The organism is Longimicrobium sp. (assembly GCF_036554565.1).
Classification (GTDB): Bacteria; Gemmatimonadota; Gemmatimonadetes; order Longimicrobiales; family Longimicrobiaceae; genus Longimicrobium.
This window is the reverse complement of the sequence record NZ_DATBNB010000249.1, coordinates 1-2,916: the sequence shown is the minus strand read 5'-3', so window position 1 is coordinate 2,916 and position 2,916 is coordinate 1. Positions and strand designations below refer to the sequence as shown.

The 2,916-nt window shown below is 69.8% G+C and carries 1 protein-coding gene; it reads left to right on the top strand.

The genetic code is table 11. The features are described 5' to 3' along the window. Nucleotides 1–2,916 (top strand): AAA family ATPase (locus VIB55_RS06755; protein WP_331875907.1); only part of this gene is annotated, 2,916 nt, incomplete at both ends.

Below are 2,916 nucleotides of genomic sequence, written 5' to 3'. Positions count from 1 at the left end.
CCGTGCAGCGCACGCGAGTCGTGGACGCCATCTCCACCATCTACGCCGGCCTCAACCAGGCCCGCGCCCGCGCCGCACAGCGCCGCAAGACGCTGGGCTCGGCCGAGGCCGTCGCCCAGTTCGGCGCGCAGTTCTCCCTCTTCGGGCAGAGCGTCGCGAGCGCGCTGGGGCTGGCGACCGATCCCGAGAAGGCGGATGAACAGCTCTCGCGGCTGATGGTGCAGCTGGAGGAGATCGAGAGCCAGTTCGGCGAGCACGAGCAGTTCCTGGGCGACATCCTGGGCAAGCGCGAGGAGCTGCTGGAAACGTTCGAGGCGCACCGCCAGGCGCTGCTGGACGACCGCCAGCGCAAGGCGCAGTCGGTGCTCGAGGCGGCCAACCGCATCGTCGAGGGACTGGGGCGCCGCACCGAGAAGTTCGCCACCGCCGACGAGTTGAACGCCTTCTTCGCGGGCGACCCGCTGATCCTGAAGGTGCGCGAGCTCGCCGAGCGGCTGCGTGCGCTGAAGGACCCGGTGAAGGCCGACGACGTCGAGGCGCGCGTCAAGAGCGCCCGCGACGGCGCCGTCCGCGCGCTGCGGGACCGCACCGACCTGTTCGAGGGCGGCGGAAACGTCATCAAGCTGGGCCGCCACCGCTTCAGCGTCAGCACGCAGCCGCTGGACCTGACCATCCTGCCGCGCGGGGATGAGCTGGCGGTGCACCTGACGGGCACCGACTTCATGGAGCCCATCCACAGTGAAGAGCTGGGCGCGCTCCGCGACTACTGGCAGGTGTCGCTGGAGTCGGAGTCCGCTTCCCTCTACCGCGGCGAGTACCTGGCCGGCGAAGTCCTGGCCGCGGCCGAGGCCGGCGCGGAGGGGCTTTCGATGGAGCTGCTGCGGAGGCAGACGGCCGACGAGCTGGCGAAGACCGTCGTAGACTTCGCCGCGCCGCGGTACCGGGACGGCTACCAGCGCGGCATCCACGACCACGACGCCACGCTGATCCTGCGGACCGCCCTGGCCCAGTTGGAGGCCGCGGGTGAGCTGGTGCACGCGCCGGAGCCCCGCGCCCTCGCCGCGCTCTTCTGGGCGGCCGCGCAGAAGGATGAGGATGCGCGGGAGTGGAAGGCGGGCGTCGCCAGCGCCAGGGCGATGCAGGGGCTGTTCGGCTCCCGGTCGGCCGCGGACGCGCTCCGGACGCAGATGGCGGACCGGCTGCGCGCCTTCGCGGACACGAACAGCCTACCGTTCGGCGCCGCCGTGGCCGCGGACGCCGCGTCGTACCTGTTCGACGAGCTGGCCGGCGGGCACGAGGGGCTGATCCTCTCGCTCCCCGCGCGCGAGCTGGCGGACGCGCTACTGTCACGCCTGGGCGACGCCGATCTCCGCACCGCCTTCGGTCAGATGCTGGAGCAGCTGGAGGATCGCCCGGCCGCGCGGTACGAGTACGTCATCCACTGGCTGCAGGCGCTGTGCAGCGACGCCGCGCTCGCCCCGATTGCGCGCTACGTCCCGGAGGCGGCGTCGCTCATCCTTACCCGCAACCAGCTGCAGCGCCGGCCCAACCACGCGCAGCCGCTGGCCACGGTCGAGGGGCTGCTGGGCGAGCATCCGCGCATCGAAGCGGGCCGCCTGACGATCGCGATCGACGAGTTCCTGGGCCGCCTGCGGGACCATCGGGACCGCTTCCTCCCCGGCTATCGCCGCTACCAGGCCATCCGGCAGGAGATCTCCACCCGCGAGCGCGATGCGCTGCGCCTGGGCGAGCTGCGGGCCCGCCCGCTGACGTCGTTCGTGCGCAACAAGCTCATCAACGACACGTACCTGCCCATCATCGGCGACAACCTCGCCAAGCAGATCGGCACGGTGGGCGAGGGCAAGCGCAGCGACCTGATGGGCCTGCTGATGATGATCTCGCCCCCGGGGTACGGAAAGACCACGCTGATGGAATACGTGGCGCACCGGCTGGGGCTGGTCTTCGTCAAGGTCAACGGCCCCGCCCTGGGCCACGAGGTGCGGTCGCTGGACCCCGCGCAGGCGCCGGACGCCACCTCGCGGCAGGAACTGGAAAAGCTGGGGCTGGCGCTGGAGATGGGAAACAACGTGATGCTGTACGTCGACGACATCCAGCACACGCACCCCGAGTTCCTGCAGAAGTTCATCTCCCTGTGCGACGGCACGCGGCGCATCGAGGGCGTGTGGCGGGGGGGGACCAGGACGTACGACCTGCGCGGCAAGAAGTTCTGCGTGGTGATGGCGGGCAACCCGTACACCGAGTCGGGCGAGGTCTTCAAGATCCCCGACATGCTCGCCAACCGCGCCGACATCTACAACCTGGGCGACGTGCTCGGGGGGATGGAAGACGCGTTCACGCTCAGCTACATCGAGAACTCGCTGACCTCCAACCCGGTGCTTGCGCCGCTCGCCACCCGCGAGATGGCGGACCTGTACCTGTTCGCCGACCGCGCGAAGGGCCTCGACGTATCCACCAACGGGCTCAGCCATGCGTACGGCGCGGCGGAGATCAATGAGATCGTCGAGACGCTCAAGCGCATCATGAAGGCGCGCGACGTGGTGTACCGCGTGAACCAGCAGTACATCGCCAGCGCCGCCCAAGCAGACCGGTACCGTACCGAGCCGGCGTTCAAGCTGCAGGGGAGCTACCGCAACATGAACAAGCTGGCGGAGAAGATTTCGCCGGTGATGAACGACGCCGAGCTGCAGCAGCTGATCTCCGACCACTACCAGGGCGAGGCGCAGCTGCTCACGACGGGCGCCGAAGAGAACCTGCTGAAGCTCAAGGAACTCCGCGGCGTGCTCACGGCTGACGAAGCCGCGCGGTGGGAGCAGATCAAGCGCGACTTCCTGCGCAACAAGGCCATGGGCAGCGACGACGCCGACGTGGGCGGCCGCGTAGTCGCGCAGCTGGCCG